28 protein-coding genes and 1 tRNA gene are annotated in these 25,703 nt (G+C 70.9%); 19 read left to right on the forward strand and 10 right to left on the reverse strand.

What is annotated here, in order from left to right:
* Window positions 1-2: 2 nt before the first annotated feature.
* Window positions 3-1,229, reverse strand: coding sequence for a benzoate/H(+) symporter BenE family transporter (locus AB0B57_RS13765; protein WP_357068786.1), 1,227 nt, complete (start codon window positions 1,227-1,229; stop codon window positions 3-5).
* A gap of 56 nt (window positions 1,230-1,285) precedes the next feature.
* On the opposite strand from AB0B57_RS13765, the gene AB0B57_RS13770 reads away from it, so the two are divergent.
* From AB0B57_RS13770 to AB0B57_RS13805, 8 genes are all read left to right on the forward strand, one after another.
* Entirely contained in the window at window positions 1,286-1,846 is a 561-nt protein-coding gene (locus tag AB0B57_RS13770) for an XRE family transcriptional regulator (RefSeq protein WP_357068788.1), read from the forward strand.
* 115 nt (window positions 1,847-1,961) lie between these two features.
* Window positions 1,962-2,681, forward strand: coding sequence for a protein phosphatase 2C domain-containing protein (locus AB0B57_RS13775; protein ID WP_357068790.1), 720 nt, complete (start codon window positions 1,962-1,964; stop codon window positions 2,679-2,681).
* Window positions 2,682-2,785: 104 nt separating this feature from the next.
* Window positions 2,786-3,124, forward strand: a complete 339-nt coding sequence (locus AB0B57_RS13780; protein ID WP_357068792.1) for a PadR family transcriptional regulator — start codon at window positions 2,786-2,788, stop codon at window positions 3,122-3,124.
* Entirely contained in the window at window positions 3,121-3,966 is an 846-nt protein-coding gene (locus AB0B57_RS13785; RefSeq protein ID WP_357068794.1) for an ATP-binding cassette domain-containing protein, read from the forward strand. The genes AB0B57_RS13780 and AB0B57_RS13785 overlap by 4 nt, the downstream gene beginning before the upstream one ends.
* Entirely contained in the window at window positions 3,963-4,655 is a 693-nt protein-coding gene (locus tag AB0B57_RS13790; protein ID WP_357068796.1) for an ABC transporter permease, read from the forward strand. The genes AB0B57_RS13785 and AB0B57_RS13790 overlap by 4 nt, the downstream gene beginning before the upstream one ends.
* Window positions 4,656-4,714: 59 nt before the next feature.
* Window positions 4,715-5,905, forward strand: a complete 1,191-nt coding sequence (locus AB0B57_RS13795; protein WP_357068798.1) for a GNAT family N-acetyltransferase — start codon at window positions 4,715-4,717, stop codon at window positions 5,903-5,905.
* 54 nt (window positions 5,906-5,959) lie between these two features.
* On the forward strand, window positions 5,960-6,709 hold the full coding sequence (locus tag AB0B57_RS13800; protein WP_357068800.1) for a ZIP family zinc transporter: 750 nt from the start codon (window positions 5,960-5,962) through the stop codon (window positions 6,707-6,709).
* A 59-nt stretch (window positions 6,710-6,768) separates the two neighbouring features.
* Window positions 6,769-7,968, forward strand: a complete 1,200-nt coding sequence (locus tag AB0B57_RS13805) for a hypothetical protein (RefSeq protein WP_357068965.1) — start codon at window positions 6,769-6,771, stop codon at window positions 7,966-7,968.
* Window positions 7,969-7,975: 7 nt separating this feature from the next.
* On the opposite strand, the gene AB0B57_RS13810 is transcribed toward AB0B57_RS13805, so the two are convergent.
* Window positions 7,976-9,058 carry an NAD-dependent epimerase/dehydratase family protein gene (locus tag AB0B57_RS13810; RefSeq protein WP_357068802.1) on the reverse strand — a complete coding sequence of 361 codons (1,083 nt, stop codon included), beginning with the start codon at window positions 9,056-9,058 and terminating at the stop codon, window positions 7,976-7,978.
* Window positions 9,059-9,184: 126 nt separating this feature from the next.
* Between AB0B57_RS13810 and AB0B57_RS13815 the strand changes: the two genes are divergently transcribed.
* The 4 genes from AB0B57_RS13815 to AB0B57_RS13830 all read left to right on the forward strand — a co-directional run bounded on the left by AB0B57_RS13815 (window position 9,185) and on the right by AB0B57_RS13830 (window position 12,370).
* The gene (locus AB0B57_RS13815; RefSeq protein ID WP_357068804.1) at window positions 9,185-10,039 is read left to right on the forward strand and encodes a helix-turn-helix transcriptional regulator; all 855 of its coding nucleotides are present in this window, start codon (window positions 9,185-9,187) and stop codon (window positions 10,037-10,039) included.
* A gap of 189 nt (window positions 10,040-10,228) precedes the next feature.
* On the forward strand, window positions 10,229-11,173 hold the full coding sequence (locus tag AB0B57_RS13820; protein ID WP_357068806.1) for an NADP-dependent oxidoreductase: 945 nt from the start codon (window positions 10,229-10,231) through the stop codon (window positions 11,171-11,173).
* A gap of 6 nt (window positions 11,174-11,179) precedes the next feature.
* A complete protein-coding gene (locus tag AB0B57_RS13825) occupies window positions 11,180-11,725 on the forward strand; it encodes an SRPBCC family protein (RefSeq protein ID WP_357068808.1) in 546 nt (181 codons plus the stop codon).
* A 144-nt stretch (window positions 11,726-11,869) separates the two neighbouring features.
* Window positions 11,870-12,370, forward strand: coding sequence for a cupin domain-containing protein (locus AB0B57_RS13830; protein ID WP_357068810.1), 501 nt, complete (start codon window positions 11,870-11,872; stop codon window positions 12,368-12,370).
* A gap of 120 nt (window positions 12,371-12,490) precedes the next feature.
* Here AB0B57_RS13830 and AB0B57_RS13835 read toward each other — a convergent pair.
* From AB0B57_RS13835 to AB0B57_RS13850, 4 genes are all read right to left on the reverse strand, one after another.
* Window positions 12,491-12,565, reverse strand: a tRNA-Lys gene (locus AB0B57_RS13835).
* Between the two features lie 242 nt (window positions 12,566-12,807).
* A complete protein-coding gene (locus tag AB0B57_RS13840; RefSeq protein WP_357068812.1) occupies window positions 12,808-13,086 on the reverse strand; it encodes a hypothetical protein in 279 nt (92 codons plus the stop codon).
* A 12-nt stretch (window positions 13,087-13,098) separates the two neighbouring features.
* The gene (locus AB0B57_RS13845) at window positions 13,099-13,740 is read right to left on the reverse strand and encodes an AAA family ATPase (protein WP_357068814.1); all 642 of its coding nucleotides are present in this window, start codon (window positions 13,738-13,740) and stop codon (window positions 13,099-13,101) included.
* Window positions 13,737-14,987 (reverse strand): acyltransferase, encoded by a 1,251-nt coding sequence (locus tag AB0B57_RS13850; protein WP_357068816.1) that lies wholly within the window; start codon window positions 14,985-14,987, stop codon window positions 13,737-13,739. Before AB0B57_RS13850 ends, AB0B57_RS13845 begins: the two co-directional genes overlap by 4 nt.
* Before the next feature lie 179 nt (window positions 14,988-15,166).
* Between AB0B57_RS13850 and AB0B57_RS13855 the strand changes: the two genes are divergently transcribed.
* From AB0B57_RS13855 to AB0B57_RS13865, 3 genes are all read left to right on the forward strand, one after another.
* Complete coding sequence (locus tag AB0B57_RS13855) at window positions 15,167-15,937, forward strand: IclR family transcriptional regulator (RefSeq protein ID WP_357068818.1); 771 nt, start codon at window positions 15,167-15,169, stop codon at window positions 15,935-15,937.
* A 380-nt stretch (window positions 15,938-16,317) separates the two neighbouring features.
* Window positions 16,318-17,754, forward strand: a complete 1,437-nt coding sequence (locus AB0B57_RS13860; protein WP_357068820.1) for an extracellular solute-binding protein — start codon at window positions 16,318-16,320, stop codon at window positions 17,752-17,754.
* A 101-nt stretch (window positions 17,755-17,855) separates the two neighbouring features.
* Complete coding sequence (locus AB0B57_RS13865; RefSeq protein ID WP_357068822.1) at window positions 17,856-19,787, forward strand: ABC transporter permease subunit; 1,932 nt, start codon at window positions 17,856-17,858, stop codon at window positions 19,785-19,787.
* A 39-nt stretch (window positions 19,788-19,826) separates the two neighbouring features.
* Here AB0B57_RS13865 and AB0B57_RS13870 read toward each other — a convergent pair whose 3' ends face one another.
* Window positions 19,827-20,777 carry a GNAT family N-acetyltransferase gene (locus AB0B57_RS13870; protein ID WP_357068825.1) on the reverse strand — a complete coding sequence of 317 codons (951 nt, stop codon included), beginning with the start codon at window positions 20,775-20,777 and terminating at the stop codon, window positions 19,827-19,829.
* On the reverse strand, window positions 20,774-21,385 hold the full coding sequence (locus tag AB0B57_RS13875; protein ID WP_357068826.1) for a dihydrofolate reductase family protein: 612 nt from the start codon (window positions 21,383-21,385) through the stop codon (window positions 20,774-20,776). The genes AB0B57_RS13870 and AB0B57_RS13875 overlap by 4 nt, the downstream gene beginning before the upstream one ends.
* Window positions 21,386-21,515: 130 nt before the next feature.
* Between AB0B57_RS13875 and AB0B57_RS13880 the strand changes: the two genes are divergently transcribed.
* Window positions 21,516-22,412 (forward strand): LysR family transcriptional regulator, encoded by an 897-nt coding sequence (locus AB0B57_RS13880; protein ID WP_357068828.1) that lies wholly within the window; start codon window positions 21,516-21,518, stop codon window positions 22,410-22,412.
* 29 nt (window positions 22,413-22,441) lie between these two features.
* Here the strand turns inward: AB0B57_RS13880 and AB0B57_RS13885 are convergent, their stop codons facing one another.
* Complete coding sequence (locus tag AB0B57_RS13885; protein ID WP_357068830.1) at window positions 22,442-23,086, reverse strand: TetR/AcrR family transcriptional regulator; 645 nt, start codon at window positions 23,084-23,086, stop codon at window positions 22,442-22,444.
* A gap of 57 nt (window positions 23,087-23,143) precedes the next feature.
* Here AB0B57_RS13885 and AB0B57_RS13890 point away from each other — a divergent pair, with 57 nt between their 5' ends.
* From AB0B57_RS13890 to AB0B57_RS13900, 3 genes are read left to right on the forward strand one after another with little or no spacing between them, the layout of a single operon-like run.
* Entirely contained in the window at window positions 23,144-23,437 is a 294-nt protein-coding gene (locus AB0B57_RS13890) for a hypothetical protein (protein WP_357068832.1), read from the forward strand.
* The gene (locus tag AB0B57_RS13895; RefSeq protein ID WP_357068834.1) at window positions 23,437-24,360 is read left to right on the forward strand and encodes a methyltransferase domain-containing protein; all 924 of its coding nucleotides are present in this window, start codon (window positions 23,437-23,439) and stop codon (window positions 24,358-24,360) included. Before AB0B57_RS13890 ends, AB0B57_RS13895 begins: the two co-directional genes overlap by 1 nt.
* Entirely contained in the window at window positions 24,357-24,788 is a 432-nt protein-coding gene (locus AB0B57_RS13900) for a hypothetical protein (protein WP_357068836.1), read from the forward strand. The genes AB0B57_RS13895 and AB0B57_RS13900 overlap by 4 nt, the downstream gene beginning before the upstream one ends.
* A 6-nt stretch (window positions 24,789-24,794) precedes the next feature.
* Here AB0B57_RS13900 and AB0B57_RS13905 read toward each other — a convergent pair whose 3' ends face one another.
* Window positions 24,795-25,691, reverse strand: a complete 897-nt coding sequence (locus AB0B57_RS13905) for a helix-turn-helix domain-containing GNAT family N-acetyltransferase (RefSeq protein ID WP_357068838.1) — start codon at window positions 25,689-25,691, stop codon at window positions 24,795-24,797.
* Window positions 25,692-25,703 lie beyond the last annotated feature (12 nt).

Here is a 25,703-nt window from a genome sequence, read left to right on the forward strand (position 1 = left end):
CCTCAGCCCCGAGATCCAGTCGGCACGTCGGCAGGACTGGCCGTCGGCACGTCGCCGGGCGCGGCGGGTGCGGCCGGTGGGCGGCGGTGGAAGAGCAACAGCATCAGGCAGCCCGCGATCAGGCCCCAGAACGCGCCGCCCACGCCGATCAGGGTCACCCCGGAGGCGGTCACCACGAAGGTGACCACGGCGGCCTCGCGGGTCGCCGAGTCGGTCACCGCCGCGGCGAGCGCGGTGGCGAGGGCGCCCAGCAGGGCCAGCCCGGCGACCGCCTCGATGAGGATCGGCGGGGCGACCGCGACAAGTGCGGTGGCCACACCGGCGCCCAGGCCGAGCAGGGCCAGCCCGGCGCCGGCGGTGACCGAGGCGACCCAGCGGCGGTCCGGGTCCGGATGGGCGTCCGGGCCGGCGGCCAGCGCGGCGGTGATCGCCGCGAGGTTCACCGCGTGCCCGCCGGCCGGGGCGGCCAGCAGGCTGGCCAGGCCGGTGGCCCGCAGCGCGGCGCCGAACGGTGGCCGGTAGCCGTAGCCGGCCAGCACCGCCATGCCTGGCACGTTCTGTGCGGCCATGGTGACCAGGAACAACGGTAGGGCCAGGCCGACCAGGGCGGACGCTTCCCAGGCCGGCGCGGTGAGGACGATCGACGGGGCCAGCGTGGCACCGGTCAGACCGGTGGGCGGCGCGGTCAGCGCGATCGCGACCACCGCCACCAGCAACGCGCCGGGCACCGCCCAGCGGCGGGCGAAGCGGTGCAGCAGCAGCCAGCCGACCACCACCGGCCCGGCCACGGCGGGCAGCTCCACGAGCGCGCGGACCGGGGCGGTGCAGAGCGGGAGCAGCACCCCGGCGAGCATGGCGCCGGCCACCGGCTTGGGGATGGCGGCCACCGCACGGCCGAGTGGCGGAAACAGTCCGGCCGCCACGACCAGCACACCGGAGACGAGGAAGGCGCCCACCGCGACCGGCCAACCGCCCGGCGGCGCTCCGGTGGCCACCAGCAGCGCCGCGCCCGGCGTGGACCAGGCCACGCTCATCGGTATCCGGTGCCGCCAGCCCAACCAGGCGGCGGCGAGCCCGCACGCCACGCAGAGGGCGAGCAGGCCGGAGGCGGCCTGTGCGTCCGACGCGCCGGCCGCCCGGAGCCCGGCCAGCACGACGGTGAACGAGCTGGCGAAGCCGACCAGGGCGGTCACCACGCCGGCCAACACCGGTTGGACGCGTCCGGCCATGCCACCCTCCCCAACTGTTCCGTTTACGGAACGACAGTGTGTAGCACGATAGCCGGGTGCCGCAGTCACCACCAGCCCGCCGCCCCGGCCTCGACGTGGACCCCGCCGTCGTCGGCCGCCGGGTCCGCGCCCTGCGCGAGGAGCGGGGAATCTCACTGTCCACTTTGGCCCGGCTCGCCGGTGTCGGAAAGGCCACCCTCTCCGGCCTGGAGAACGGCACCCGCAACCCGACCCTGGAGACACTCTGGGCGGTCACCGCGCAGCTCGGCGTACCGTTCACCGCCCTGCTGGCCGAGCCGACCGCGGGGCCCACCGCACACGGCGCCGCGGTCACCGCCACCCTGCTGGAGGTGTTCACCGACACCGACGCGACCTACGAGCTGTACCGGATGCGGGTCGCGCCCGGCCCGGTGCAGCTTTCCCCCGCCCACCAGCCGGGCGTCACCGAGCACATCACCGTCTTCGCCGGGGTGCTGCGCGCCGGACCGGTCGACGCGCCGCTGACCGCCCCGGCCGGCGGTCACCTCCGCTGGGTGTCCGACGTGCCGCACAGCTACGCGGCGGTGGGTGACGAGGAGGTCGCCGCCAGCCTGTTACTGCGCTACCCGCGCCGCTGAGGCCCGGCCGATCGGTCACGCACCGTCGGGCCCGTCGACGAAAATCGCAATCATTTCTCGACGCACGCAGGAGGCGTAGAGACGAAGGCGGGGTGTTCTTGGCAAGCTTGACCCCATGACGCTGATCCTCCGCTCGGTCATCCTCAACGACATCGGCCTGGTCCGCACCAACAACGAGGACTCCGCCCTCGCCGGTGACCGCCTGATCGCCGTCGCCGACGGCATGGGCGGGCTGCCCGCGGGCGAGGTGGCGAGCGAGATCGTGATCCGGATCCTGGACGAGCTGGCCCCGCCCACCGAGCCGGACGGCGCCGCGGACGCCCTGCGTGCCGTGGTCAGCACCGCCAACCAGCGCATCCACGCCGCCATCACCGTCGACCCGAGCCGCGACGGGATGGGCACCACGCTCACCGCGGCGCTGCTGGCCGGCGAGACGCTGGTCCTCGCCCAGGTCGGCGACTCCCGCTGCTATCTGTTGCGCGACGGGGAGCTGACCCAGCTCACCCGGGACGACACGTTCGTCCAGGCACTTGTCGACCAGGGCACCCTCTCCCCGGAGCAGGCCCGCCACCACCCGCAGCGCTCCCTGGTGACCCGGGCCGTGCAGGGCGCCGACACCCCACCGGCGGTCGGTGTGCTCACCGTGGTCCCCGGCGACCGGCTGCTGCTGTGCAGCGACGGGCTCTCCGACTACGTCGAGGACGACGCCATCGCGGCGGCGCTTGGCATGTACGCCGATCGCCACCAGTGTGGCGAGCAGTTGGTGAAGCTCGCCCACCACGCCGGCGCACCGGACAACGTCACAGTCGTCGTCTCCGACGTCGTCGCCCACTGACCTCGCCGGATCCCGCTCGGCGGTTCGTCGGAACCGGTCGGCTCGGGTTCGGCCGCCTCGCTAGGTAGTTGTGCCATCTAGCTTGCGCCGCTACTGTCCGACCCGTGGATTCCGACCGGCGCGGGCAGTGGCTGCGCGGGGTGCTCGACATCTGTGTCCTGGCCCTGTTGGCCGACCGCGAGTCCTACGGCTACCAGCTCGCCCAGGCGCTCGAAGCGACGGGCGTGGGGCCCATCCAGGGCGGCACGCTCTATCCCGTGCTGCTGCGCCTGCAGAAGACCGGCCTGGTGACCGCGCAGTGGCGGGAGGGCAGCGCCGGGCCGGCCCGCAAGTACTACCGGCTCACCGACGACGGGTACGCGGCACTCCGCACGGGCGGCAACGCCTGGCTCGCCTTCGTCGGGCCGGTGAACGACATCGTCACGAAGGGGGTCACCCGGTGAACGCCGACGATTGGCTGCGAACGCTCACCGCCGAGCTGCACCAGCGCCGGGTCGCGGCGGACGCCGCCCGGCACGTGGTCGCCGAGGCCGCCACCCACCTGCGCGAGGGGGGCGGCGACCCGTGGGTCGTCTTCGGCCCACCCCAGCAGTACGCGGGCGCGGTGGTGGAGAGCATCGGCACCGCGCCGGGACCGCGCCCCGGGCCGGTCCGGCTGCACGCGGAGGGCATCACCAAGCGGTACGGGCGGCGAACGGTGCTGCGCGACGCCACGCTCACCGTCCGGGCCGGACAGATCGCCGCCGTCGTCGGGGCGAACGGCTGCGGCAAGAGCACCTTCCTGCGGATCTGCGCCGGGCTGATGTCACCCGACGCCGGTGCGGTGACCGTCTCCGGACGGCTCGGCTACTGCCCACAGTCCGGCGGCACCGCCGACTTCCTGCTCGCCGACGAGCATTTCGTGCTCGTCGGCGCCGGCCAGGGCGTGGCCCGGGGGCCGGCGCGCCGGGCCGGTCGGGCGGCGGCTCGGCAGCTCGGTTGGGAGGCGGACGGGGACGTGCAGGCCCGCCACCTGTCCGGCGGCACCCGGCAGAAGCTCAACCTGACCATGTCCACGCTCAGCGCCCCGGACGTGCTGCTGCTCGACGAGCCCTACCAGGGCTTCGACCAGGGCACGTACGTCAACTTCTGGGACCAGCTCGGTCGGTTGCGGGACGCCGGCACGGCCGTCGTCGTGGTGACCCACCTGCTCACCCAACTCGACCGGGTGGACATCGTGCTCGACCTGACCCCGGCACAGGTGACCGGGTGGCACACGCCAGGCGTCCAGGGAGGCCGTCGATGAACCGGCTCGTCGTCGTCGCCGAGATGACCCTGCGAGAGTTGCTGCGGCGTCGGGGCGTACTCCTGCTGTTGTTGTCGATGCCGTTGACCTTCTACCTGATCCGGCGGGACGCCTATCTCGGGCAGTCGGTCCGGTCGCTGCTGCTGGGTGTGGGTTGGGCGGTGAGCACCGCCGCGCTGTTCGCCACCACCGCGGCCCGCGAGTTGGAGCCGAGGCTGCGGCTGGCCGGCTACCGTCCCCATCACCTCTACCTCGGCCGGGTGCTGGGCCTGTGGACGGTGGGGCTGGTCATCGCCGTGCCGTTCTTCCTGCTCCCCATGATCGACGGCGCGGACCTGCGGTACGGCGGTCTGGCCGCCGCGCTGCTCTGCTCGGTCGCGGTGGCGGCGCCGTTCGGGATGCTGATCGGCGCGCTGCTGCCCCGCGAGATGGAGGGGACGCTGCTGCTGCTCACCGTGGTGACGGTGCAGATGTTGATCGACCCGGCCGGCTCCGGGGCGAAGTTGACGCCGTTCTGGTCGACCCGGGAGATCGCCACCTGGGCGGTGGACCACACCGACCAGGGCTACCTCTCCCGAGGCGTGCTGCACGGGCTCGCCGTCACCGTCCTGCTGGTCGTCGGTGTGGCCGCCGTGGTCAGCGTCCGCCTGCGCCGCCGCCGGCACCTGCGACACCTGCCGGTGGGATGACCGGCCCGGATACCGCCAATCCGGTTGCTCCGGCCAGCACGGCGGGTTGAGATGGGCGGATGACCATCCGCCGGGTGACCGCCGACGAACGTCTCACCACCAGCTTCCCGCTGGCCGCGTACGCCTTCGAGTCCTCGCCACTCGGTGCCGCACGGATCGACGAGTTCCGCGACTACCTGCCCTACCAGGAGGGCAACCGGACGCTGATCGCCGAGGAGGACGGCGTCACGCTGGCCGCCGCCTCGTCCATTCCGATGCGGCAGAACCTGCGCGGGAAAGTGCTGCCGATGGCGGGTGTCGCCGGGGTCGCCACCCACCCGCTGGCCCGCCGGCAGGGGCACGTCCGGACACTGCTGCACCAACTCCTCGACGAGGTACGCGACGAGGGGCACCCGGTCAGCACGCTCTACCCGTTCCGGCCCAGCTTCTACGCCCGGTTCGGCTACGTCGGGCTGCCCAAGCCGCGGCGGGTCACCTTCTCGCCGGCCCACCTGGGCTCGCTGCTGCGCGCGGAGCTGCCCGGCGAGGTCGGCTGGGAACGCATCGGCACCGGCTATCCGGCGTGGCGCGCGTTCACCGAGCGCTGCCTGACGCAGCGGCACGGCTTCGCGCTCTTTCCGGACTACCGGGCGGACGGGATGCGGGAGCGGGACGAGTACTGGCTGCTCACCGCCCGCGTCGACGGCGAGGTCACCGGCGCGGTGACCTACCGGATCGACGAGCACGGCGGCACGCTGCACGGCAACGAGTTGCTGGTCGCCGATCCGCTCGCGCGGGTGTTGCTGTTGCAGTTCTTCGCCCGGCACGTCGACCAGGTCGACCGGATCACCGTGCAGGTCCCGCCGGACGAGCTGCCGGAGCTGTGGCTGACCGACCTGGACGTGCACGTCGAGGCACGCGTCGCCGTGCCGGGTACGTCCGCCCCGATGGCCCGGCTGTTGTCGCTTGACGCGCTGGGCGGGCTGCCGGCCGGCCCCGGTCGGGTACGGATCGAGCTGACCGGGGACCGCTGGCTGGCCGGCACCCACCTGCTGGACGGCACGACCGGCGCGCTGGAGTTGGTCGCCGACACCGCCGGCCGCGCGCCGACCGCCACCCTCACCGCGGCCGGGCTCTCCGCCCTGGCGTACGGGGTGCTGGATCCGGCCGAGCTGCCGTTGCGGGGGTTGGGCGAGGTGCCGGTGGACGCCGCCGCGGAGCTGCGGGACGTCTTTCCCCGCCGGGTGCCGTACGTCTTCGCCGACTTCTGAGCCTTCCTCACAACTGGGTTTGTCGTCCCGGCGGCTGTGGGTACGGTCCCGCGAATGCCGGAGTGGTTACAGGCGGGTGGGTGGGGGCTGCTGGCCGGGTCGGCCCTGCTGGTCGGGGCGGCGGTCGGTTGGTTCGCCCGGGTGCCGCAGCGCGTCATCGCGTCGATCATGGCGTTCGGGGCGGGTGTGCTGCTCTCCGCCGTGTCGTTCGAGTTGATCGCCGAGGCGCACGCGCAGGGCGGGCTGCTGCCCACGGCGCTCGGCGCGGGCGGCGGTGCGGTCGTCTACACCCTGGCCAACGTGGCCCTCGCCCGGCACGGCGCGCGGCACCGGAAGCGCTCCGGCGACCAGCAGCCCTCCGAGGGTGAGCAGCCCGGCTCGGGGTCGGCGATCGCGGTGGGCGCGCTGCTGGACGGCGTACCGGAATCCGTGGTGATCGGCGCGAGCCTGCTCGGCGGGGGCACGGTCAGCCTGGTCACGGTGGCGGCGGTCTTCCTCAGCAACGTGCCGGAGGGCCTGTCCAGCGCGGCCGGCATGCGCCAGGCCGGCCGGTCCCGGCGGTACGTCTTCCTGCTCTGGATCGGCATCGCGCTGATCAGTGGTGCGGCCGCACTGCTCGGCAACACGGTGCTGGGTGGGGCACCGCCGGAGGTGCTGGCCGGAATCACGGCGCTGGCCGCCGGGGCGATCCTCGCCATGATCACCGACACCATGGTCCCGGAGGCGTTCGAGAACGCCCATCTGCTCGTCGGTCTCATCACTGTCGCCGGCTTCCTGACCGCCTTCGCCCTCTCCCACGCCTGAGCGCTCCGCAGCGGGCTGGCCAGCTCGGGTGGAACAGGCCTTAGCATCACGGGGTGCGCATGACGTCGGTTGCCGCCCTCCTCGTCCTCGGTGTCGCCGCGGCGACCCTGCCCGCCTGTGCGGCCGACGACCCGACCCCGGCCTTCCAGCCCGGCGCGTCCGCCGCGCCGGTGGCCCCGCCGACGAGTGCCCAGGCCGAGGCACCGCAGACCCGCGACGGTCTCGGCGGCCCGGGGGCCAGCGCGAGCCCGAAGCCCGCCGGAAAGGTGCTCGCGGCCGGCAACCCGAACGGCACGGCCACCGTGCCGGCCGAGGCGCGGGCGGTGGACACCTCGAAGCCGACCCGGACCATCGGCACCGGCACCCCGGCGAGCTGCACCTCCGCGGCGGTCGTGCAGGCCGTCGCGGCCGGCGGTGTCATCACGTTCAACTGCGGGCCCGCCCCGGTGACGATCAAGATGACCGCCACCGCGAAGGTCCGCAACGCCAACGGGCCGAAGGTCGTGCTGGACGGCGGCGGCACTGTCACCCTGAGCGGTCAGGGGCAGCGCCGCATCCTCTACCTGAACACCTGCGACGAGGCCCAGGGCTTCACCACCTCGCACTGCCAGAACCAGGACCACCCGCAGCTCACCGTGCAGAACCTGACCTTCGCCGACGGCAACTCCACGGGCGAGAAGGCCGAGGGTGGTGGCGGTGGTGCCATCTTCGTACGCGGCGGGCGGTTCAAGGTGGTCAACTCGCGCTTCGTCCGCAACCGCTGCGACCGCACCGGCCCCGACCTGGGCGGCGCGGCGATCCGGGTGCTGAGCCAGTATGAGAACAAGCCCGTGTACGTGGTGAGCAGCACCTTCGGCGGCGCAGCCGGCCAGGGCGGCTCCTGCTCCAACGGGGGCGCGCTGAGCAGCATCGGCGTCTCCTGGGTCGTGCTGAACAGCGTGCTCAGCCACAACGAGGCGATCGGCAGCGGTGCCAACCCGGCCAAGTCCGGCACGCCCGGCGGCGGCAGCGGCGGCGCCATCTACTGCGACGGCAACGAGTTCACCGTGCGGATCGCCGGCACGATCATCGAGAACAACCGGGCGAACGAGGGCGGCGGCGCGGTCTTCTTCGTCAGCAACAACCGCACCGGCACGATGCGGATCGAAAACTCGACCCTGCGCCGCAACCCCAGCGGCAAGTTCGAGACCCGAGGCTTCCCCGGCATCTTCTTCCTGGGCGCCCAGAACCCCACGGTCACCGGTTCCAAGCTCAGCTGATCGGAGGTCAGTAGGGGTTTCCCTGGCCCGGAGGGCGGGCCTGGAGGAGGGCGGCGGGGCGGCCGGGCAGGTTCGGCGCGCCGGACATCGGTGGGCTTGCCGTGTGGTCGCCGTCGGCCATGCCGGCGAAGAGTTCCCTGAGCGCCGTCAGCGCGCTGATCTTGGGTTGCCAACCCAGCTCGGTCTCCGCCCGCTCGCTGGACATCAGCGGGGCGTTCAGGCCCAACTCCACCCAGCCCGCGTCGACCGGCTGCAGCCGCGCCCGCCAGGTCAGCGCCGCCGCCGCCCGCAGCACCGGCGCGGCGACCGGCACCGTCCAACCGTGGAAGTGCCGAGCCACCAGCTCCGGGGTGAGCACCGGGTCCGCGGCGACGTTGAAAGCACCGCGCACATCACCCAAGACCGCCCGGGTGTACGCATCGGCCACGTCGTCGGCGTGCACCGCCTGCATCCGCAGCCGACGGTTCGTCGGCACCAGCGGGATCCGGCCGAAGCGCAGCAGCCGCACCGGCGCCAGCGGACCCAGGAAGTAGCGGGTGATCTCCGTTCCCGCGGCCCGCTGGAAGATCAACCCGGGTCGCATCCGCACCACCCGCAGCGTCGGGTGATCACGCTCGATCCCGTCCAGCAGCGCCTCGACCTCCGCCTTGTGCTCGCTGTACGACGAGCCGGGCACACCCGTGGTCGGCCACCGCTCGCTGATCGGGTGGTCCTTCGGGCCGGGGGCGTAGGTGCCGACCGACGAGGCGTACACCACCGCCGGCACACCGGCCCGGAGCACCGCGTCGAACACCGCTCGACTGCCCTCGACGTTGGTCCGACGCAGCACCCGCTGGTCGTGACTGGGCTGGATCTGCCAGGCCAGGTGCACCACCGCGTCCGCACCCGCGAACATCTCGGCGAGCTGCCCCGCCGCGCCCGGCGCCCCGATGTCGCAGGAGTGCCACCGCACCTGGTCGTACGGCTCACCGGCATCCGGCGCGGGCAACCGTCGGACCACCCCGACCAGCTCCACGTCCCGCTCCTGACGGAGCCGCCGCAGCACCGCCGTACCGACATTGCCACTCGCCCCCACCACCACGATCCGCATGCTCGACCCCGTACCCGCCCAGCAGCCGCTCAACCGCCCACCCGGTAAGGGCCGCAGGGCTTGGGTGCGGGCAGGACCCGTCGACACCGCTCGGGCACGTCCGGATTTCCCGGGCACAATTGGGCTGTGGAACGTCACGAGTTCGGTGCCGCGGTGCGCCAGTTGCGGGAGAGCACGCCGCCTGCGGCTGTCGGGCTGCCGATCGGCCGTCGGCGGGTGCGGGGGTTGCGCCGGGAGGAGCTCGGCGAGCTGGCGGGGATGTCCGCGGACTACGTACGCCGGCTGGAGCAGGGGCGCAGCCACCCGTCCGCCGGGGTGGTGAACGCCATCGCCCGGGCGCTACGGATCGGGCGGGCGGAGTACGAGCGGCTCTGCGCGCTGGCCGGGTACGCCGCCGCGGACGGCCAGGTGCCGAACGAGATCGGTCCGGGCGCGATGCGGCTGCTGGAACGGTTCACGGACACTCCGATGTTCGTCTCCGACGCGGCGATGAACCTCGTCGCCGTGAACAGCGCGTTCATGGCTCTGGGGCACTGGGAACTCACCGGGCAACCCTGGGAGTGGAACATCGCGTGGCGTACGTTCTGCGATCCGTTCAACGGCTTCAAGCAGTCCACCATTGACGCGACCGATCACGAATCGATCCTCGCTGCCCGGCTGAAGAGCGCGCTGTTGCGCTACCCCGCCGACGCGTCGCTCGCCACGCTGGTGGACGAGATGCGAAGCCGAAGCCGCCTGTTCGACACCCTGTGGCGCGCGCCACGACCGGTGGCGGCCTACGAGAGCAGTGCCGCGTTCATTCATCCGGACGGCGGCGCCGTCACGCTCGTCGGCAGCCTGCTCGCCATCCCGGGCGACGATCTGGCGGCTCTGCTGCTCACCGCGGCTCCCGGCTCGGCCGATGCGGCGCGTCTCGCGGAGATCGTCGGCGTCGCCGGGGCACCGACAGTCATCAAGGTGGGCCAGCCCGGCCCAGGTTAACCGCACCAAATCCTGTGAAGGTAAGTGACGTCTCCAGCGAACGCGGATCCAGTCGCTGCCTCCGGGCGGCTCCGGTGAGGCGGGGCTGGATGCCTTCGCAACTCGAAGCAGACCGCAGGGAGCATCCCTGCGTCGCAAGCGCTTCGAGTGCGGAGTCCATCGACGGCGCTCACCGAGGCAGGTTCAGCGATGAAGGCAGTACGTTTCCACGAGTTCGGCGGTCCTGAGGTCCTCCGCTACGAGGACGTCGAGCAGCCCACCCCCGGCGCCGGGCAGGTCCGGATCCGCGTCGCCGCGACGTCGTTCAACGGCGTCGACGGCAACATCCGCGCAGGCTACATGCAGGGCCCGATCCCGGTGGAGCTGCCGCACACTCCCGGTCTCGATGTCGCCGGCACTGTCGACGCGCTCGGTGACGGCGTGGACGACGTCGCGGTCGGCGACCGTGTCGTCGGCTTCCTGCCGATGACGGGGACCGGGGCGGCCGCGGAATATGTGATCGCGCCGGCGGAGATCCTGACGGGGGCACCCAGGAACATCCCGTTGGCCGACGCGGCGGCGTTCCCGCTGGTGGGCCTGACCGCGTGGCAGGCGCTGTTCGACCACGGCAAGCTGACCGCCGGCCAGCGGGTGCTGATCAACGGCGCCGGCGGAGCGGTCGGCGGATACGCGGTGCAGTTGGCCAAGGAGGTCCGCGCCCACGTGATCGCCACGGCCAGCCCACGCAGCGCCGAGCGGGTCAAGGCTGCCGGCGCCGACGAGGTGATCGACCACACCACCACCGACGTGACCGCGGCGGTGACCGAGCCGGTCGACCTCGTACTCAATCTCGCGCCCGTCTCCCCGGAACAGCTGGCCGCGCTGGTCACGCTGATCCGCGACGGCGGCACCCTGGTCAACACCACAGTCTGGATGCCCGCCCCCTCGGACGAGGCGCGCGATGTGCGGGGCATCGACCTGTTCGTCCGCAGCGACGCCGACCAACTCGCCGACCTGGCCGCTCGGATCAGCACCGGAGAGTTGGTCGTCGACGTCGCCCAGCGGGTGGCGCTGGCCGACCTGCCCACACTCCACGCCCGGGCCGGCGCGGGCGAGTTGCCGGGCAAGACCGTCGTCCTCGCGCCCACGGCCTGACACCCGATGACCGACAGCCGCACCAACCCGTCAGGCACTCCGGCCATACCGCTGCTCATCAGCCGGACCGACCGCACGGTTTCGATCACGGTCCAGCAACGCACCCCGGTGGCGCCCGCCACCGCGTTCCGGGTGATCGCGCCGATCGACCTGCCCAGCGTCTTCCACCGGGTCGGGCCGTTCCCCGGCGTCAAGGGCGTGGCCAACCAGACGGAGACCTGGGATCACGTCGGCCCCACCCGTAACCCGCAGTTCGAGGACGGGTCACAGGCCAGCGAGCAGTTGACCGAGTACACGGAGGGTTCGATCTTCGCGTACCAGCTGACCGGGTTCACGAACGTCCTCTCCCGCCTTGCGTCCGGGGTGCGGGGCGAGTTCAACTTCAACCCCGACGGAGACGGCACCCTCATCCGCTGGACCTACGAGTTCAAGCCGCTCCCCGGCCGGCGCCCCATCCTCGCCGGCCCCTTCGCCCCCCTGTGGCGCCGCTACCTGGCGGCCGCCCTGGACCGGTGCGTGCAGGCGGCCGAGGCGCAGGAGCCGCGGCTGTAGCAGTCCCGGCCAGCCACCGGAAAGCACGCGACGTGACGGTGCTTTCCATGAGGATCAACAAGCAGCCCGTCGAGCTGCCTCCGGGGACGCGTCGTCGCCCGGCCGATCGAACCAACCGACAGCACACTCCAGGAGACGATTTCCATGATTCCCGACGACGATCCCACTCGCTCGCTGACCGTGGCGAATCCCGACGATCCCGACACGACCCATATCTCCCTGGCGGGAGACAACTACGGCATGTTGATCACGGGCGAGCAGACCAACGGCGCGTACTGCCTGATCGACATGCGCATCCCCGACGGCGGCGGCCCGCCGCCGCACCGGCACGACTTCGAGGAGATGTTCACGATCCTCGAGGGCGAGATCGAGTTCACCTTCCGCGGCGAGAAGCACGTCGTGCGGGCCGGCTCCACGATCAACATCCCGGCCAACGCACCGCACAACTTCCGCAACAACTCCGGTGCGCCGGCCCACATGCTCTGCATGTGCACCCCGGCCGGGCAGGACGAGTACTTCACCCGCATCGGTGACGTCGTCGCGGGCAAGGACGCACCGCCGCCGCAGCTCTCCCCGGACGAACTCGCCGAACGCCGCCGCCGCGCCACCGAACTGGCCTCGACCTACCGCAGCGAGTTCCTGTGACCAGCCGACCGCTGGCGCTCTGACGATATCGAGCCCGAGCAGCAGCAGCCGTCGGACTGACTGCGGAAGGGGTCCGAGCCGCAGGTGCGGTTGGGACCCCTCGCCGGCTGGTCGAACCGTTGGTGGGCCGCCTGGGACTCGAACCCAGAACCTAAGGATTAAAAGTCCTCAGCTCTACCATTGAGCTAACAGCCCTCTGCGCTTCAGGCTACCCGACCACCGGTGCCCGGGTTGATGTCCGCCCCCGGGTCCAGACCAGCGAAGCTGATCTACGTCGGCCGCGATTCGTCAGCGACGATAACGGCAGCCGGTCGCCAGCCGAATCGGGGTTGCGGTCACAGCGTCATCTCGCCGCCTGATCCACGAGCAAGACGTCGACCAGGCCTACGACTCGCGCAGCTCAACGACGGCCGATCGTTGCCTTGACGCCGAAGCCGTCACTCGACGAACGTGCCATCCGGATTCATGACCTGATCTCGCACCAACGGCACGAACGCCGATCCGGCCCCGTCATCCACGGCCACCGACGTGCGGATACGCCCGTCGCCGTCGTCGAGGGCGTAGCTGACGACGCTGTAGCGCTTGCCGTCCTCGCCGACGACCTGGCGTACGTCCTTCTCGTCGAGCAGCTCGCGCAACTCGCCATAGCCGAGGCGTTGCCATTCGATCAGGCGCGCATCGGCAAGCGCTGCCGCTGTCTCCTTGTTCAGCCCCACGCGCTCAGCCTTTCACCCGGACGGCGGTGGCCGCGATGGCGTGGACGCTCCGGGCCCGACGCGGGGGTCAACACTGGCCAGGGCCGGCTTGGCCCGAGCCGCAGCCTGACGCTCCGTGCGCCTCGGGCCCCTGGGCTTCCCTAGGGCCTGTCGCACGATCTCCGTGGCGGCTTGGGCGGGAGTCAGGTGCGTGGTGTCGACGACCACGGCCTCGGCGTGCAGCCACGTGCGGGCCGCCTCGGCGTAGGGCTTGAGGTACGTGAGACGGAACGGCGACGGAACGGGGTGTTCTCCCTCGATTCGCCGGCGAAGGGTGTCCTGGTCGGCGTGGAGGACGAAATGCCTTACCGGGATGCCGTGCTGGGCGAGGCCCGTACTGATTTCGCGCCAGTACTGCTCGACCAGGACAGTCATGGGTATCACCAACGTGCCGCCGGTGTAGTCGAGCACGCGGCGGGCGGTCTCGACGACGAGTTGCCGCCACGGCGGCCAGTGTTGGAAGTTGTCCGTCTCGGGCAGCCCCGGCGTGATGTCCATCAGCGTCTCGCCGACCTTCTCGGCGTCGAACACCCGGGAGTCCGGGATCAGGTGCTGCACGAGCGCGCTGGTCGTCGTCTTGCCCACCCCGTGCGTGCCGTTGAGCCATACGATCACCGGACGTCGAAGCTTCCGGTGCTCCGATAGAGGCCGGGTTCGATTTCCTCAGTCAGGACGCCGTGCCCGGCCAGGACGACTTCGGTGCGCTGCTCGGACACCGCGGCCAACTCCTGCGGCTCCTCCGGTGCCTGGGGTGCGGGCGGCGCCGGCGGTGCGGGCGGCACGCGGCGCGGGTAGAGATTGCGCAGGAACCGCTCCACCGGGTGTTCGACCCACCGGTAGCAGGCCCACGCCAGGGCGATGCCCATCACCGTCCAGATCAGCAGGACCTTGAGGTTCGCCCAGGTCGCGGCGCTGGGCGTCACCGGGCCCATCAGCCAGTGGATGACCGACAGGTGGACCAGGTAGAAGGCGTAGGACCAGGCGCCGAGGGCGACAAGTGGTTTGCTCCGGAAGATCGAGGGCCGCCCGGAGACGTCGCGGATCGCCGCCGCGAGCACCACGACTACGCAGGCCGGCACCAGCCCCTGCTGCGACCAGTGCGCGCCCCACCAGCGCTGTTCGGTGCCCCACCACAGCAACAGCACCGATGCGGGCACCGTCGACAGGGCGAGCCACAGGTTGATCCTCGGTCGCCACCCGCGGAGGAGCGCGGCGGCGGCGATCATCCCCAGCAGGAACTCGATGAATCGGATCGGCGGGAAGCGGAGGAACCAGGAGAGCTGGATCCAGTACTGCTTCGGGTCGATCAGATCCTGCACGAAGAACCAGTAGGCCCACTCGATGAACAGGCCCGCCGCCGCGATGATCGCGAGCGCCGGCAGCCGCAGCCGCAGCAGTGGCCGGATGACGAACGGGAAGAGCAGGTAGAAGAAGGCCTCGCAGGAGACCGACCACGCCACCGGGTTGGCGACGAGGAAGTCCGCCGGGCGAAACCACGACTCGGTCAGCGACAGGCTCAGCAGGGTCCGCTTCCAGGAGTGCTCCCAGACCTGGTTGAGGCTCACCCAGGCGATGATGGTGCTGACCAGGAGCGCGGGCCAGACCCGGGCGAACCGACGCCAGTAGAACGTCGAGGTGTTCACCTTGGGGGAGAACGACCAGGTCAGCACGAAGCCCGAGAGGACGTAGAAGAACGTGACCCCGGCGTCGCCGAATCGGAAGAAGTCCCCGAGCTTGATGCCGTAGACCGTGGGCAGGCTGATGATCTGGTTCGCGTGGAAGAGGAACACGGCGAACGCGGCGAACCAGCGCAGCCCGGTCAGTGATTCGACCCGGGGCATGCGTTCTTTGGCAGAGGTCATCGTGATCTGGCACCTTTTGGGCATCGGCCTGACCGAGGGTGGGCTGGCGCTCCAGGCATAATGCCAGGCTTCCATCTGCCGTGGCAGACGGGCCGGGCGCTGACGCAGTTATCCTCTTCAGGTGCTGGTCCGTGTGGATCTCGTTGACACGGGTCCGGCATTTCGAAGGGACTATCGACATGCCCCGTGTGGTATCGGCGGTCAACCGCGCACTCGACATCCTCGAACTGTTCCTGGACCACCCCCAACTGTCGGCCCGCCAGGTGATGGAGCGGCTCGACCTGCCCCGCACCACCGTCCACGAACTACTCGTCACGCTTGAGGCCCGCTCGTACCTGATCTCCGTCCCGGGTCAGCCGGTGCAGTACCGGCTCGGCATGCCGCTGTTCCAGCTCGGCGCGGCGTTCGCCGGCCGGCTCGACCTGGTCCGCGAGGCGCAGTGCGTCGCGCGGGACGTGGCCGCCGCGTGCGACGAGGCGGTGCACGTGGCCGTGCTCGACGGCGCCGATGTCATCTACCTCGTCAAGTTCGACAGCACGCACCCGGTCCGGATGGTCTCCGCGGTCGGGCGGCGACTGCCGGCCCACTGCACGGCGGTGGGCAAGGTGTTGCTGTCGGAGCTCGATCAGGCGGGTCTGGACGCCGTGCTGACGAAGGGTGCTCTGCCGGGCATGACGCCGGACAGCATCACCGACCCGGACCGCCTCCGCGCACATCTCGAACGTGTCCGGGCGGAGAGCGTCGCGGTCGACATCGGCGAGTCGGACAGCGCCATGCGCTGCGTCGCCGCGGCGGTCCGGGACCATTCCGGTGCGACCATCGCCGGGATGAGCCTGTCCGCACCGATCATCCGCTGGACCCCGCAGGCGCACGTGCGGTGGACCGGGCTGGTTCGCGAGGGCGCGGCCGCGCTGTCCGCCCGGATGGGCTACCGGGCCCAGCGTCGATAGCCAACTTGTCGTTTCGGCCGAAACAGTATCGAAACATTGACATCCGTTGTGGCGTTGCTCTAGCGTCGCGTCCACTCGATGCGGTATCTCGAACTCAGTTCGAAATCTCGAACGGCGGTGGTCCGTGACCCGACCGAACTGGAACGCCAGCGCCACCAACTCGGCCCGGTCGCCGCATGCCTCGTGCTTGTCGCGCCACCCGGCCAGCGACGCCACCGGGGCAACCCCACCAACCCCACCAACGAGTACGCGGACGCATTGATCGACGCGGGCGGCGCACCCGTGGTCGCCGGCATCGAGACACACCTGGAACACGAGGATCGCGGTTTTCGTCAAGCGCGCCTTCGGCGTGCAGCGGTGCGGGGAGATGAAGGAGGCGAATGTCCATGCAGGACAATCCGGCGTGGTCCCGGCGCGGCTTTCTGGGGATGGGGGTGGGGGTGCTCGGCGCGGCAGGTCTGGCCGCGTGTGGGGACGGCTCCGATTCACCCAGCAAGGTGCAGCCGGACGTTCCGCAGGAGCTGGTCGACGCCGCGGCGTCGATGAAGGGCTCCTCGATGGGGATGCTGTCACAGAAGCTGTACTCGACGGCGGCCAACGACGCCCTCGACAGCTCGGTCAAGAAGTTCGCCGAGACCACCGGGACGAAGATCGAGAACAGCCTGGTCCAGGCCGACGCCGGTGACGTGGTTGCCAAGATCGACGCCGAGGTCAAGGGCGGGGTGGCGCGTGACCTGGCGTTCATGACCGACTCACGGTTCGTCGCGCAGTTCCAGGCGCTCGGTGACCTGGAGGACGTGACGGACGTCGTCCAGGCGCTGACCGCCAAGTACGGCGAACCCTGCGCCGAGGCCAAGAACTACTGCGTCTTCGACGGCAAGTGGTTCGCGATCCCGTACCACTTCATCGGGATCGGGTCGTTCCTGCGCAAGGACTGGATGCAGGACAAGGGCATCACTCCCAAGGACATCTACAGCTGGGAGGAGCTGCGGGATCTGTGCCTGGAGATCTCCGATCCGACCAAACGCCGGTTCGGCTGGGGCATGACGGTGAACCGCTCCGGTGACGGCAACGGCATGATCGAGGCGCTGATCAACGCCTACGGCGGGTCGATCGCCTCCAACGACGGCAGGAAGGTCACGTTCGACTCCCCCGAAACGGTGCAGGCGGCGACCTTCCTGGGCGATATCTACACCAATGCCAAGTACAAGCCGATGCTGCCACCGGGGGTGGCCAGCTGGACCGACACCAGCAACAACGAGAACTGGCTCGCCGGCGTCCTCGGCTACACCCGCAACCAGTTCAGCGTCTACGCGGACTCCCGGACCAAGAAGAACCCGGTGCACGCGAACACCCACGTGTTCTCCGACTGCATCGGGCCGGCGACCAACAATCCGCTGCTGCTCGGCCAGTCGCAGGGTTTCGTCGTCTTCAAGGGTGCCAAGAACCCGGCGCTCGCCAAGCTCCTGGCGCAGTACCTGGTCAGCGCGCCCGCGCTGCTCGGGGTGGCCAAGGAGGCGCCCGGCCTGGTGATGCCCGCCTGGCAGAAGGTCTGGGACGCCGACCCGTTCTTCACGAGCGGCGACCCGGCATTCCCCATGCTGCGCAGGATCACTGAACTGAAGCTGCCGCTGAACACGAAGAACGGCCTGACCTTCCCGCAGAAGGCCAGCGCGGGTCAGCAGGCGGTGGGGTCGGCCTACGTCCTCACCGACATGATGCAGCAGATCGTGCAGGGCACGGCGCCGGCGCAGGCCGTGACGGCCGCCCACGCGAAGATGGTGCAGATCTTCAACCAGCAGGGGCTGCCGCAGTGAGATCGGTCCGTCCGGCACGGGTCCCGGCGGCGCGGAGCTCCACGCCGCCGGGGTCCGGCTCCCTCACGGCGACCCAGCGGCGGCTGGGTCGTGACTGGAAGATGGCGGCGCTGTTCCTGGCACCCATGGCGCTGCTGGTCGGCGGTCTCGTCATCGTGCCGATCGTCCGCTCGATCGTCACCAGCACCACCGAACGGCACGGGCAGGACACCGTGTTCGTCGGCCTGGGCAACTACCTCTCCCTCATCGGCGACGAGCAGTTCCACACGGGCGTGGTGAACTCGTTCGTCTTCACCGCGTACGCCGAGGTGTTCAAGGTGGTGTTGGGCCTGTCCGCGGCCCTGCTGCTGCACCACCGACGCCGCGGGCGGGCCGTGCTGGCCGGGCTGCTCCTGTTGCCCTGGGTGGTGCCGACCGTGGTGACGGCGTTCAGCTGGCGCGCGCTGCTCGACCCGATCTTCGGCAGCGTCAACACGCTGCTCACCGCCTCGGGCATCGGGCCGCTGCTGGCCAGCGCGCACCTGGTCGACAGTTGGCCCGCGGGCTGGCTCTCCGACCCGTCACTGGCCATGCCGTCGGTGATCCTCGTCAACGTCTGGAAGGGCGTGCCGTTCTTCACCGTGTGTTTCCTCGCGGGGTTGAAGGCCATCCCGGCGGACCTGTACGAGGCGGCGACGATCGACGGCGCCTCGTCGTTGCAGCGCTTCGTCAACGTGACGCTGCCCGGACTGCGCCACGTGATCACCGTGACGGTGACGCTGTCGTCGATCTGGACGTTCAACAACTTCGACCTCGTCTGGCTGCTGACGCAGGGCGGTCCGGGCGACGTGACCGCGCCGTACGTGCTCAATGCGTACTCGAAGGCGATCTTGCAGTTGCAGTACGGCGCGGGCGCGGCGGCCACGCTGGTCATGCTGCCGATCATCGGCGGGCTGGTGTTCGTGCTGGTCCGGTTGTTGCGCCCGGACACCACCCGCAAACTGCCCCGGCGGCGTCGAGCCGTGCGGCGGGTCGGGACGAGGCGGTGGGCCCCGACGGCGCGCAGGGCGCTGCCGTGGGTGGTCGCCGCGGTGGTCACCGGCCTGCTGGCCTGGGCATCGCCGGAGATCTTCTGGAAGGCGGCGGTGGTCCTCGCGGTGATCCTGCTGATCGCGGCGGCGGTCGGCCGGGTGGTCTCGACCCTCCAGTCGCGGGGCGGTCGCCGGTCGTCGTCAGTGGTGTCGGGCCTGGGATCCTGGGTCGCACTCGCCGGTTTGCTCTTCTTCGTGCTGGGCCCGCTCTACTGGATCGCCGTCACGGCCTTCAAGTCCGAGGGCCAGGTCGTCATGCGCGCCGACGACCTGTGGCCGACGCCGTGGACCCTGGAACAGTTCGGGGCGCTGTTCGACAACCAGCCGTTCGGGCGCTGGTATCTCAACACCCTGCTGGTGTCCGCGGCGTCCACCGCGGTGGCACTGGTCTGCGCCGCCCTGGCGGGGTACGCGCTGGCCCGGCTGCGGTTCCGCGGGGCGCAGGGCTTCACCGTCACGGTGCTGCTCACCTACGTGATGCCGGGCGCGCTGCTGTTCATCCCGCTCTACCAGATGCTCATCGGCGTGCGGCTCACCGACTCGTTGTGGTCTCTGGTGGTGACGTACCCGACGTTCACGCTGCCGTTCGCCACCTGGCTGCTGGTGGGGTACTTCTCGTCGATCCCCGTCGAGTTGGAGGAGGCCGCGCTCGTCGACGGCTGCACCCGCATCCAGGCGTTCGGCCGGGTGGTGCTGCCGCTGGCCAAGCCGGGGTTGCTGGCGGTCGCGCTCTTCACCCTGACCAACGCCTGGAACGAATTCCTCTTCGCCTTCGTGTTCATCACCAAGGACGAGTACAAGACGCTGCCGGTGGGGATGCAGTCGATGATCGCCGGGGACGTCGTGCCGCAGGGACAACTCGCCGCCGCGTCGCTGCTCGTCAGCATCCCCGTGGTGGTCATGTACGCCTTCGGGCAGCGCTTCCTCACCGAGGGGCTGACCGCGGGCGCGGTGAAGGGCTGATCGGGTGCATGCCGCCGGTGCGGGCGGCATGGCCACCGGTCACTGCCAGGCCATGTTGACGGCCCGCTCGAAGTTCACGTAGCCGGCGCGGGCGAAGGCGGCTGCCATGGGCCCGTTGCCCAGGTCGGTGGCGGCGCGAATGCGGGGGACGTGTTCGGCGGCCAGGAGGCGGGTGCCTTCGGCGAGGAGGCCGTCGACGTACCCGTGACCCCGGTGCTCCGGAACGACGCCGAGATAGGCGATCACCGGGTGGTACGCGTTGCGCGCCGGAATGACGAACCCGACCGGCTCGCCATCCTCGCCCAGGGTGCCGATCCGCCACCACTGCCGAGGGCTGGAGTACGTGGCGAGTTCCTGCTCGTAGTGCTTGACGGCGGCCTCGTGGGGTGACATCCGCGCCAGATCGGTGCGGCTGTGCGCGTCCAGGGTGCCGTCCAGTGCACGGGTCATCAGCGCGACCAACTCGTCGGTGTCGAGGGCCGAACGGAAGGCCAGGCGCGGGTCGGGCGCGGGCAGACCGGTTCCGGGACGCCACTGGAGGCGCAGTCGCTCGACGGTCAGGCGGGCGCCGGTGCTCTCCAGGACGCTCATCCGCGTACGCACCGCCCGGTAGGTGTCCGGGTCGTCGCGCCAGTCCGCCGGGATGAAGCGGCCGTACTCCGGCGGGGTGGTGCCCGACGGCACGACCTGCTTCGCGGCCGTCTCGTACAGCGCCCGCGCCACCTCGCTCAGGTCTTCGGTGCCGTCGTCGTCGACGTCGAGGATGTCCAGCAGCAGCGGGCCGCTGTCGCCGTCGCGGCCCCACCAGGCGACCCTGGCGAGCAGGCGATCCCCGTGCAGCGCCACCCACATCCACTCCGGCCGGCGCCGGTGGGCGGCGAGGTCGTCGGCGAGTTCGTGGTTGATGGTGTACGGCAGGCGGTTGAACAGTGCCATCTCGTCCGGCCCGGTGATGGGGCGGATCGTGACGGTGGCGGGGGTCGTGCTCATGCGGATTCGTCTCCGGTCTGTGCGCGGGTGTAGGTGAGGAACAGCGAGCCACTGCCCAGGACGGTGTGGTCGGTCAGGCGCCAGGTACGCGGTGCGAAGACGGCGTCGCGACCGAAGAGCGGAATGCCGGCGCCGATGGTCAGCGGGGCGAGCTTGACGACCAACTGGTCGATCTCGGGATAGAGGGCACCGGCCAGCTCGCCACCGCCGATCACCCAGACGTCCTTGCCGTCGTGCCGCTTCAGCTCTCGTACCGTGGCGATGGGTTCGGTGGCCAGGACCTCGACGGCCGGGTCCGGGCTCGCACCCAGCGTGCGCGAGAACACCAGGTGACGCAGGTGCGGGTAGGCGTCGGTCACGCCGGCCCGCAGCCCCACCTCGTAGGAGTGGCGCCCCTCCAGGACGGTGTCGAACCGGCTGCCCGCGTCGGTGATGCCGAACGCCTGCCGGGCCGGGCCGGGCAGGGTCTCCGGATACTCGGCGACGAGGTGGTGCAGGTAGTCGTCCGGGAGGGGCCAGAATCCGTCCGGGCCGGTGGGGTCGGCACCGTCCGGACCGGCGATGAAGCCGTCCAGGGTGGTGGCGATGTAGTACACGAGCTTGCGCACGGGCGTCTCCTTGGCTGAGGGGTGTTCCTCGCTCCGACGTAGATCAGCGTGCGCGGCGAGCGGCCCGCCCACAAGATCACTTCTGGTAGCGTGCCATAACCCTTCGCTAATTCATGAAACGAGATGATCGGTGGAGCTTCGGGACATCGAAATCTTTCTCACCCTGGCGGAGGAGCTGCACTTCACCCGCACCGCTGAGCGACTGCACGTGACCCAGGCCCGGGTCAGCCAGGCGATCAAGAAGCAGGAACGGCGGATCGGCGCCGCCCTGTTCGAGCGGAACAACCGGCGGGTGGCACTGACACCGATCGGTCAACGGCTCTTCGACGACATTCAGCCCATGTACCGAGGGCTCTGCGCGGGGATGGATCGGGCCAGGCTCGCCGCCCGCGGCAAGACCGGCGTGCTGCGGGTCGGGTCGATCGCCGTCAACCTCCACGACTTCCGCGAGTTGTTCGACGCGTTCGCGGCGAGCCACCCCGAGTGCGAGGTGCAGCTACGGCACGTCGACTTCGGCGACCCCTTCGGTCAACTGCGCGCCGGCGACATCGACGTGCAGATCGTGTGGTTGCCCGTCCGGGAGCCGGACCTCACCGTCGGCCCGGTCATCTACCGCGAACCCATCGTGCTCGCCGTCGGGGCAACCCATCGGCTGGCCGGCCGTGAGTCGGTCTGCTACGAGGACCTGGCGGACGAGACGGTCATGGGCGGGGCCCGGCCGGACTACTGGCGGGAGATCCTGGTGCCGCTGCGCACACCCAGCGGGCGTCTGATCCGCATCGGCCCGTCGGTCTCCAACTTTCAGGAGATGATCCCGATCCTCGTCACGGGCGAAGCCGTCTCACCGGTGCACGCGCAGGCCGCCCGCTACTACGCGCGGCCGGACATCGCGTACGTGCCCATCTCGGACGCCCCGCCGGGCCGGTGGGGGCTGATCTGGCGTACCGGCAGCGAGACGGAACTCATCCGGTCGTTCGCCGGCATCGCACACCGTCTCCACTCCGCCGCACCGCCCGCGGGCCAGTGACGACAACGTCGGCAGCACTGCCGTAACCGTTATCCGGCGCTGGCGAGGATCGCGCCGCTGACGGTGTCCACATACCACCGCTGGTACCGCTCGACCTCCCATCCGCGTTGCCGGACGAGCCAGTCGAAGTTGCGGACGTCCTGGGCCAACCAGAGGATGTCGGCCACCTGATCGACGCTCAGGTCCGGGCGTACGCCTCCGGTGCCGACGAGTTCGGCGGCGAACATGGACATGCCGCGGCGGCGGTCGTCGACGTTCTTGCGCCAGATCTCGGCGACGTCCGGGTCGGCCGTGGCCGCGCCGGCCAGCGCGAGCATCACCTGGGCCTGCCGGGCGTTGACCTCGGCCAGGTGGACGGCGTAGCGGGCGAGCTTGGCTCGGGGGTCGGCGAGGGCGCGGATCTCGGCGACGAAGGGCCGGTCCGGCAGGGCCACCGGCTCGTCGTCGCCGGCCAGGGTGACGTCGACCAACTGGGAGAGCAGTTGCCGCTTGCTGCCGAACACCGAGTACAGGGTCTGGACCGCGACGCCGGCCTCGACGGCGACGGCGGTCAGCGGTGTGGCCGCGTAGCCGGGGTCGACGAACAGCCGGCCAGCCGCTTGGAGGATCGCTCGTCGGGTCTGCCGGGCCTGCTCCTGTCGGCGGGAAGAGTCGTAACGCCTCTTGACAACCACCTTACGAGTGTAGTGCTCTATTGGATAGAGTCTCACTCTATCGGAGAGGTGGCGGCCATGCCGTTCGGTGTGTTGCAGGAGATGCCCGGCGTCAGCGAGGCGGAATACCGGCAGGTGGAGCGACACCTCGGGCCGGACCGGCCGCCGGGTCTCCTCGCCCACGTCGCCGGGCCGACAGCGGACGGCTGGCGGATCATCAACATCTGGCAGGACGAGGCGGCGTTCCGCCGGTTCCAGTCCGAACGGCTGGTCCGGGCTGCTGGCCTGGCGGCCCAGCAGGACGGCTTCGACCCGACGAAGGCGGCGCACTTCCGCTCGATGAGCGTCGACGGCGCCGAGATGCCGTTCTGATGGCCGACACCGCCAGCCTGCGGGCCCGCGGCACCGCCTTCTGGGCGGGAGCGGCAGCTGGCTGGATCCGCCACGCCGATCGGCAGGACGAGAGCGGTCGACCGCTGGGCGCGGCGGCCACAGATCGACTGGCCGCACGACCCGGCGAACGGATCCTCGACGTGGGCTGCGGCTGCGGCGGCACCACGGCCGAGATCGCCGACGCGGTCGGCGTCACCGGCGCGGCGATCGGTGTCGACATCGACGAGACGATGGTGGCCGCCGCTCGACGCCGGTTCCCCGCCGACGAGTACCCGGGCATCCAGTTCCACGTGGCCGACATCGAGACTGTCGAGGTCGCGCCGGGTGCCCCGTTCGACGCGGCGTACTCACGAATGACCCTGATGCTGTTGGCGGACCCGGTTGCCGGCTGCCGCGCGATCCGGCGATCACTGCGCCCGGGAGGGCGCCTCGCCGCGACCGTCTTCCGGGACAGCGGCGTCAACCCGTGGCTGTCCGCGGCGATGCTCGGCGCCGCACCGCATCTCGGACCGTTACCACCGCTCCCGGTCGGTGACGAGCCAGGTCCGTTCGCGTTCGCCGACCCGGCGCGGCTCGTCCGGATCCTCACCACCGCCGGCTTCACCGCCGTCACGATCACACCGTGCGACGTCGCCCTGGAAGCCCCGGACGACGCCGACGCGGTGGCCGAATGGCTCGTCGAGATCGGCCCGGCCGGTGCCGCGTACCGGGCGGCGCCGCCGGGTGCGCAGGCATCGGCCCGGGCGGGGGCCGCCCGGCTGCTCGGCCGGTTCCGTGCGCCGGGCGTCGGCTACCGGTTGCCCACCGGTCTCTGGCTCGTCGCCGCCAACTCCGCCGGGGCTGACGACCCATCCCCCGCAGCCGCTACCCACCAACAACCACGTCAGGACGAAACCCGATGAGAACGATCCGTTTGCTCGCGCCTGCCCTCTGCCTTGTGCTCGCCGCGACGGCGTGCACCGGAACCGACGCGCCCGAGCCCGGGGCACCGGACCAACCCGCCGCGACCGACGCCCCGCCCAGCGCGGCCGGCTCCGCTCCGGAGGGCGGATCCGCTCCGGAGGGCGGCTCCGCTCCGGTCGGCGGCTCCACGGCGGTGTCGGCGAAGGAGGTGTGCGCCTACCTGGACGGCCAGTTGCCGACCCTGAAGGGGATCGGGTCCGAGACGGGCGCGATGGCCAACCTCACCGTGAACCTCTATTCCTGGTACGAGAAGCAGGGCCCCGTGCCGACCGGCCGCCAGATCGACGACCAGACCCGGCAGGAGTGCCCGGCGACCCGGACCGAGGTGCTGAAACTCGCCGGCATGGAGAGCTTCGAGCGGCTGTAGTAGCCCTCACTGCTCCAACTGCTTTCCGAACCAGTGGTGGGCGTAGTACTCGGTGTTGTACGGCTCGATCTCCGCATAACCGGCCGCGCGGTACATGGCGATCGCCTCGGTGAGGTTGCGGTTGGTGTCCAACCGGACGGCGGTCGCGCCACCTTCGGCGGCGTACCGCTCCAACTCGTCCAGGAGCCGCCGGCCGATGCCGAGCCCGCGCACGGTGTCGGAGACCCAGACACGCTTGAGCTCGGCAGGGCCGTCCGGCTGGAGTTTGACCGCACCGCAGCCGACCGGTTCGCTGTTGAGGGTGGCGAGCAGGAGCGCGCCAGCGGGCGGGACGAGCGCCTCGTCGTGGACCGGGTTGCTCAGCGCGGGGTCGAACCCGTCGTCGAACCTTCGGCCGATCTCCCGGACGTAGGCCCGCAGGCACGCGCGCGCCCGCGGGTCGCTCGGCGGGCACGCCTCGATGACGACCATCGACCCGATGAGCAGCCGTTCGACCTCCGCCATGGCGGCGACGAGTCGTTGCCGGCGGTGCTCGGTGAGTGGTGCGAGGATCGAGGAGGCGAGATCGTCCGACCGCCTGTCGAGGTCGGCCCACTGGGTTCGGCCGGCGTCGGTGAGCGTGGCGGTGCGGACCCGGCCGTCGCCCCCGGCCTGGTCGGCCGACGCCACGGTGACCAGGCCGTCGTTCTCCAGGGCGCGCAGGAGTCTGCTGAGGTGGCCGGAGTCCAGGCCGAGCCGGGCCCGGAGCGCGGCGACCTCGGCGCCAGCCGGGCCGATCTCCCAGAGCAGACGCGCCTGCCCGAGGGGGCGCCCCTGGGCCATGTACTCGTCGTCGAGCGCACCCACGCGCTGGGTGACTGTCCGGTTGAACCGCCGCACGGCGGCGATGAGGGCCGAGTCCATATGCCTGACTTT

Origin of the sequence: Micromonospora sp. NPDC049101, assembly GCF_040648675.1 — a bacterium.
GTDB lineage: Bacteria > Actinomycetota > Actinomycetes > Mycobacteriales > Micromonosporaceae > Micromonospora.